The sequence below is a fragment of the Aestuariivirga sp. genome (assembly GCF_041738905.1).
GTDB lineage: Bacteria > Pseudomonadota > Alphaproteobacteria > Rhizobiales > Aestuariivirgaceae > Aestuariivirga.
Window position 1 is genome coordinate 1 of the sequence record NZ_JBGSOZ010000223.1, and the last position, 5,387, is coordinate 5,387.

At 60.5% G+C, this 5,387-nt stretch carries 7 protein-coding genes; 1 reads left to right on the forward strand and 6 read right to left on the reverse strand.

What is annotated here, in order from left to right; all coding sequences use genetic code 11:
• The 5 genes from ACEW8Q_RS22750 to ACEW8Q_RS22770 form a co-directional block, all read right to left on the reverse strand.
• The coding region (locus tag ACEW8Q_RS22750; RefSeq protein WP_373506365.1) for a 50S ribosomal protein L25/general stress protein Ctc at positions 1–672 on the reverse strand (672 nt) is incomplete at its 3' end.
• A gap of 116 nt (positions 673–788) precedes the next feature.
• Complete coding sequence (locus ACEW8Q_RS22755) at positions 789–1,550, reverse strand: ABC transporter permease (RefSeq protein ID WP_373506366.1); 762 nt, start codon at positions 1,548–1,550, stop codon at positions 789–791.
• Positions 1,547–2,467, reverse strand: a complete 921-nt coding sequence (locus tag ACEW8Q_RS22760; RefSeq protein WP_373506367.1) for an ABC transporter ATP-binding protein — start codon at positions 2,465–2,467, stop codon at positions 1,547–1,549. Before ACEW8Q_RS22760 ends, ACEW8Q_RS22755 begins: the two co-directional genes overlap by 4 nt.
• 127 nt (positions 2,468–2,594) lie before the next feature.
• Entirely contained in the window at positions 2,595–3,326 is a 732-nt protein-coding gene (locus ACEW8Q_RS22765; RefSeq protein ID WP_373506368.1) for a hypothetical protein, read from the reverse strand.
• 81 nt (positions 3,327–3,407) lie between these two features.
• Entirely contained in the window at positions 3,408–3,842 is a 435-nt protein-coding gene (locus ACEW8Q_RS22770) for a YidB family protein (protein ID WP_373506369.1), read from the reverse strand.
• 136 nt (positions 3,843–3,978) lie between these two features.
• Here ACEW8Q_RS22770 and ACEW8Q_RS22775 point away from each other — a divergent pair, with 136 nt between their 5' ends.
• The gene (locus ACEW8Q_RS22775; RefSeq protein ID WP_373506370.1) at positions 3,979–4,236 is read left to right on the forward strand and encodes a GlsB/YeaQ/YmgE family stress response membrane protein; all 258 of its coding nucleotides are present in this window, start codon (positions 3,979–3,981) and stop codon (positions 4,234–4,236) included.
• Positions 4,237–4,239: 3 nt separating this feature from the next.
• Here ACEW8Q_RS22775 and ACEW8Q_RS22780 read toward each other — a convergent pair whose 3' ends face one another.
• Positions 4,240–5,172 carry a ribose-phosphate pyrophosphokinase gene (locus ACEW8Q_RS22780; RefSeq protein WP_373506371.1) on the reverse strand — a complete coding sequence of 311 codons (933 nt, stop codon included), beginning with the start codon at positions 5,170–5,172 and terminating at the stop codon, positions 4,240–4,242.
• Positions 5,173–5,387: the final 215 nt, after the last annotated feature.

Here is a 5,387-nt window from a genome sequence, read left to right on the forward strand (position 1 = left end):
GCCCTTGGCCGGAGCCGCAGCCTTGCCGCCAGCGGCCGCAGCGGCAGCCGGAGCCTTCTGGTTCGTCGCGGGAACCTCGGCGGTGGTAGCAGCGGCTGCTTCCTCTTCCTTGGCCTGCGCGGTGATGGCGCACAATGTCACGTCATCGCTGCTCTTCGAGGTCACGCCCTCGGGCAGCGTGATGTCGGACAAGTGGACCGACTGGCCGATCTGCATACCCGAGATGTCAACCGTGATCTCGTCGGGAATGAAGTTGGCCGAGCAGAACAGCGCCACCGTGTGCGACACGATGTTGAGCGCGCCGCCGGCCTTGATGCCGGGGGCAACTTCCTGGCCCTTGAAATGCACCGGCACGTCGACGGCGATGCGGGAATCCGGACCAAGGCGAAGGAAATCGACGTGGATGATGAAGTCGCGCACCGGCTCGAACTGGACGTCGCGCGGAATGGCGCGGACGGTCTGGCCATCGACATCGAGGTCGATCAGCGTCGACATGAAACGGCCCGTCTGGACGTGGGGGAGGACGTCGCCGTAGGTGAGCGAAATGAGGGTGGGTTCCTTCTTGTCGCCATAGACGACACCGGGAACGAGGCCATCACGACGGACTGCGCGAGAGGCCCCCTTGCCTGCCCGGGCGCGCGACGCGGCCTTGAGCTGCACGATCTTGGACATGGTATACTCCTGATATGAAACGACCGTCCGGCCTTCCTCCAGGGGTGAACGACGCCGGAACGGACGGAGGCGCCTATAGGGGATTTGACCGGCAAACGCAACAACGGCTGGATAACCTAGCTCTTGAGCCGGTAGCCCGTCTTGAAAATCCACCAGACCGCGCCAAGGCACAGCACCAGGAAGAACACCGTCATGCCCAAGCTGACGCCCACGTTCACATCCGCCACCTCATTGAAACTCCAGCGAAAACCACTGACCAGATAAAGCACCGGGTTCAACAGCGACAGGGATCTCCAGAAGGGCGGAAGAACGTCGATCGAATAGAAGCTACCACCCAGAAAGGTGAGCGGCGTGATGACGAGGAGCGGGATGATCTGGAGCTTCTCGAAACCGTCCGCCCACAGGCCGATGATGAACCCGAACAGGCTGAAGGTGACAGCCGTCAGCAGCAGGAACGCGATCATCCAGAACGGATGCGCGATCGAGAGCGGAACAAAGAAAGCCGACGTTCCGAGGATGATGACGCCGATGAGAAGCGCCTTGGTCGCGGCCGCGCCGACAAAACCGATCACCATCTCGATGGCCGAAATCGGTGCCGCGAGATACTCGTAGATCGTTCCCGAAAACCGGGGGAAGTAGATGCCGAACGAGGCATTGGTGACGGACTGCGTGAGCAGGGACAGCATGATGAGCCCCGGCACGATGAAGGCGCCATAGCTGACGCCGTCAATCTGCTGGATACGCGAACCGATCGCGGCGCCGAACACCACGAAGTAGAGCACGGTCGAGATGACAGGCGACACGATGCTCTGCCCGATCGTGCGGAAGAACCGCTTCATTTCATAGAGATATATGGCCCAGGCCCCGCGCCAGTTCATTGTTTGAGCAGCCCCATGAAAATGTCTTCGAGAGAACTCTGCGCGGTGTTGAGGTCGGTGAAGGAGATGTTTTCGGCAGCGAGATCGGCCAGAAGCCGGGGAATGCTGCCCTGCCCGCCATGGGAATCAAATGAATAGGACAACGTCTGGCCATCCCCGGTGAGTTCGAGGCGATAGTCCGCCAGCCGTTGCGGTATCGCGCTCAATGGGGCGGTCAGATGCAGTGTCAGCTGCTTCTGCCCCAACTTGTGCATCAGCGCATGTTTCTCCTCGACCAGGATCAGCTCTCCGCGCGTGATCACCCCGACCCTGTCGGCCATTTCTTCGGCCTCTTCGATGTAATGGGTGGTGAGAATGATGGTGACGCCCGTGTCACGCAGTTCGCGAACGAGTTGCCACATGTTGCCGCGGAGTTCCACGTCGACACCTGCGGTCGGTTCATCGAGGAACAGAACCTTGGGCTCATGCGCCAAGGCCTTCGCGATGAGCACGCGCCGCTTCATGCCGCCAGACAGCGTCACCATCTTCGCGTCGCGCTTCTCCCACAATGCAAGGCGCTTGAGCAATGTCTCGATGTACTTGGGGTTTGCAGGCTTGCCATAAAGCGCGCGGCTGAAATTCACCGAGTCCCAAGGCGTTTCGAAGATGGAGAGATGCAGTTCCTGGGGCACCAGGCCGATAAGCGCCCGCGCCGCGCGGAAGTCCGTAACAGTGTCATGACCATTTACTGTAATGGTGCCCGAACTCTTGGTGACAATGCCGCAGATGGTGCTGATGAGCGTGGTCTTGCCCGCGCCATTCGGGCCGAGCAGCGCCAGGATCTCGCCCCGTTTGATGTCGAGACTGATATTACGCAGCGCCGCAAGGCCGCCCTTGTAAGTCTTCGAGACATTGTCGATGGAAATGAAGGAAGTCATGCGCCCTACATAGGAGTTGTCATTCAGGGAAGGAATGATATTCGCATGAACCGGACGATCATCCTGTCAGGAACTGTCGCGCCAACGATTGCTTGCAGCCATCGATTCCGAACATTGGCTGAAAGCCTCAATAGTCGAACTGAAGTCCGCTGCCGTCGCCAACGTCCTCTATCGTAAGATAGGGCTTCTTTTTCAGCTTCCTGGCTGTGACCTTTGAGTCGTCTTGCGAGATATGTCCGGTCTTGAGGATGACCTTGCCGTTCAGCAGGTTGATGCTCACCTCGCCGATATCGCCGCTGCCGCGATGGACATTGTAGGTGTCGTAGCCGATGAGCCGGAACTTGCCCTTCTCATGGCGGAATGTGTAGCTCGTGTTGCCCATGTCCCAGCCGCCGGCGCTCATGAACAGGTAGAGCGTCACCTTGAGACTGCCGCGCTCGATCGAAACGCCTCCGGACTCCGACAAGACATCGTCCTGCGAAGAATTGTCGGGACGCGGGATCAGCCTGTGGTTCTCGAGCGCCAGCCTGTATCCGCCATCGGCCTGCCCGAAGACCACCACGAGCATCCGCGGATTGGTGTCGAATAGGGCATCGCCGTACTGCGCATCTGTCACAAGATTCGCGGGGTCCTTGTCGCGGAGAACCAGCACGGCATCACTGATCCCATCCGCATCGAGATCGCCCACCATCTTGTGTTCGACAACCCAACCTTGTGGCACGAAGGACTCGGGACTGGCACCCGCTTCCACGAGGGCCGGATAGGTGACGACAGGTAGAACAAACTCGCCCTCCTCTGCCTTCACGGGTGATGCAAGGAAGGCGAGGACGAACAGCGGTACGATATACTTCAATCGCATGAGGTTTCCGGATTGGCCTGAACATCGACTGTGACCAATCCGGCGGAATCAGTCTGTGACCGCAGTCACGGATGATCCCTGTCAGGCCGCAGGCAGCCTGCCGTCAGGAGTCATCTTGTCGACGGCTTCCGGCAGGATCTGCGAGAGCCGGGCGAGCAGGTCGTCGCGGGTCAGGCCCGTCTGCATCGCCAGCTGGTCGATCAGATCGGGCCCGATGGCCTTCTCGGTCTGTTCGGTGGTCACCGGCTGGTTGACCCCTGTTCCGACCCAGGAATCGGCCACATCGCCATGACCCGCCGTACGGAAACTGTCGACGACACCCTTGAGGCCATCGGTCATGCTCGCGGGAACCCCAAGCGAGCCCGCGATATCCGTGGCACCCTTCACGAGTCTATCGGCGGTTCCCGAATTGGAGGCGCCCTTCAGGAACTCCCCGATCTTCTCCCGGTTCTGGTAGCCTGCGACGGCAAGAAGCCCCAGTAGCGCTGCAAGCGAAGGCATTGTCTTGTTGCTCATCTGAACTCTCCTCTTTGAAACATACTTAATCATAGCACGGCAGCGCTGCAACCTGGAGAGCACATTTTGCCGTTGTTGGTTGCATGGTGTCGGGGTAAACTGAACTTCCAATCCATTGCACCATGGGGGATACGGCATGGGTATCATCTGGACGATCGTGATCGGCTTCGTGGCGGGCGTCGTGGCCAAGTTCCTGATGCCGGGCAACAACGAGCCGCAGGGCTTCATCCTCACCACCATCCTCGGCATCGTCGGCGCCTTTGTGGCGAGTTACCTGGGACAGGCCATCGGCTGGTACCGGGCGGGCGAAGGCGCGGGCTTCATTGGCGCCATTGTCGGCGCCGTGATCGTGCTCTTCGTCTACGGGCTGGTCACCAAGAACAAGTCGGCCTGAGGCCTACTCGAACAGGCTGGAGACGCTTTCTTCGCGGCTGGTACGGCCGATCGCTTCACCAAGCAGCGCGGCGATCGGCATCGTGCGGATGTTGCGCGCGATCTTGACGGCCTCGGTGGGCTGGATCGAGTCGGTGATGACCAGTTCCTTCAGCTTGGAAGAGGTGATGCGCGACACCGCACCGCCTGAGAGAACACCGTGCGTGATGTAAGCGGTGACATCCTTGGCACCCTTGGCCAGCAGCGCTTCCGCCGCATTCACCAGCGTGCCGCCTGAATCGATGATGTCGTCGATGAGGATGCAGGACTTGCCGAGCACGTCGCCGATGATGTTCATCACCTCCGACTCGCCCGCCCGTTCGCGGCGCTTGTCGACGATGGCCAGCGGCGTGTCGAGCCGCTTGGCAAGGGCGCGCGCGCGCACCACACCGCCCACGTCGGGCGAGACGACGACCGTATTCGACACATCCATGTGGAGCTTGATGTCGCGGACCATGACAGGCCCTGCAAAGAGATTGTCCGTCGGAATGTCGAAAAAGCCCTGGATCTGGCCGGCATGCAGATCCATGGTCAGCACGCGGTCAGCGCCGGCGCGGGTGATGAGATTGGCAACGAGCTTCGCCGAGATCGGAGTCCGGGGACCAGGCTTCCTGTCCTGCCGGGCATAGCCGAAGTAAGGGATCACCGCGGTGACGCGCTTGGCGGAGGCCCGCTTCAGCGCATCGATGATGATCAGAAGTTCCATCAGGTGATCGTTTGCCGGAAACGAGGTCGATTGCACCACGAACATGTCCTGCCCGCGGACGTTCTCCTGGATCTCGACGAAAATCTCCATGTCGTTGAAGCGCCGGACGACCGCCTTGGTCATCGGCATGCTCAGGTAGGAGCAAATGGCTTCCGCCAGTGGCCGGTTGCTGTTGCCTGCCACGATTTTCATCATGCTCATTGTCCCCTGAACCCCTGATGCGCGGCTCTATAACAACCACATGACATGATGCAAAGCGCCAATTCGCGCATGTGCCGATTGGCCCCAAAGCATGGCGGCGGGTGGCTGAAGGAACCTACTGGAAGCGGTTGACGATATCGAAGATGCCGGTGGCGGCGGCTTCCGCCACGGCGAAGGCCGCTGGCCCCCAGCCGCCGTCCAGCGCG

What these genes read in the sequence shown, in the direction of transcription:
- ACEW8Q_RS22770 (WP_373506369.1), bottom strand. Translation starts at nt 3,842, where the DNA reads ATGAGCAACAAGACAATGCCTTCGCTTGCAGCGCTACTGGGGCTTCTT.
- ACEW8Q_RS22755 (WP_373506366.1), bottom strand. Translation starts at nt 1,550, where the DNA reads ATGAACTGGCGCGGGGCCTGGGCCATATATCTCTATGAAATGAAGCGG.
- ACEW8Q_RS22760 (WP_373506367.1), bottom strand. Translation starts at nt 2,467, where the DNA reads ATGACTTCCTTCATTTCCATCGACAATGTCTCGAAGACTTACAAGGGC.
- ACEW8Q_RS22780 (WP_373506371.1), bottom strand. Translation starts at nt 5,172, where the DNA reads ATGAAAATCGTGGCAGGCAACAGCAACCGGCCACTGGCGGAAGCCATT.
- ACEW8Q_RS22765 (WP_373506368.1), bottom strand. Translation starts at nt 3,326, where the DNA reads ATGCGATTGAAGTATATCGTACCGCTGTTCGTCCTCGCCTTCCTTGCA.
- ACEW8Q_RS22775 (WP_373506370.1), top strand. Translation starts at nt 3,979, where the DNA reads ATGGGTATCATCTGGACGATCGTGATCGGCTTCGTGGCGGGCGTCGTG.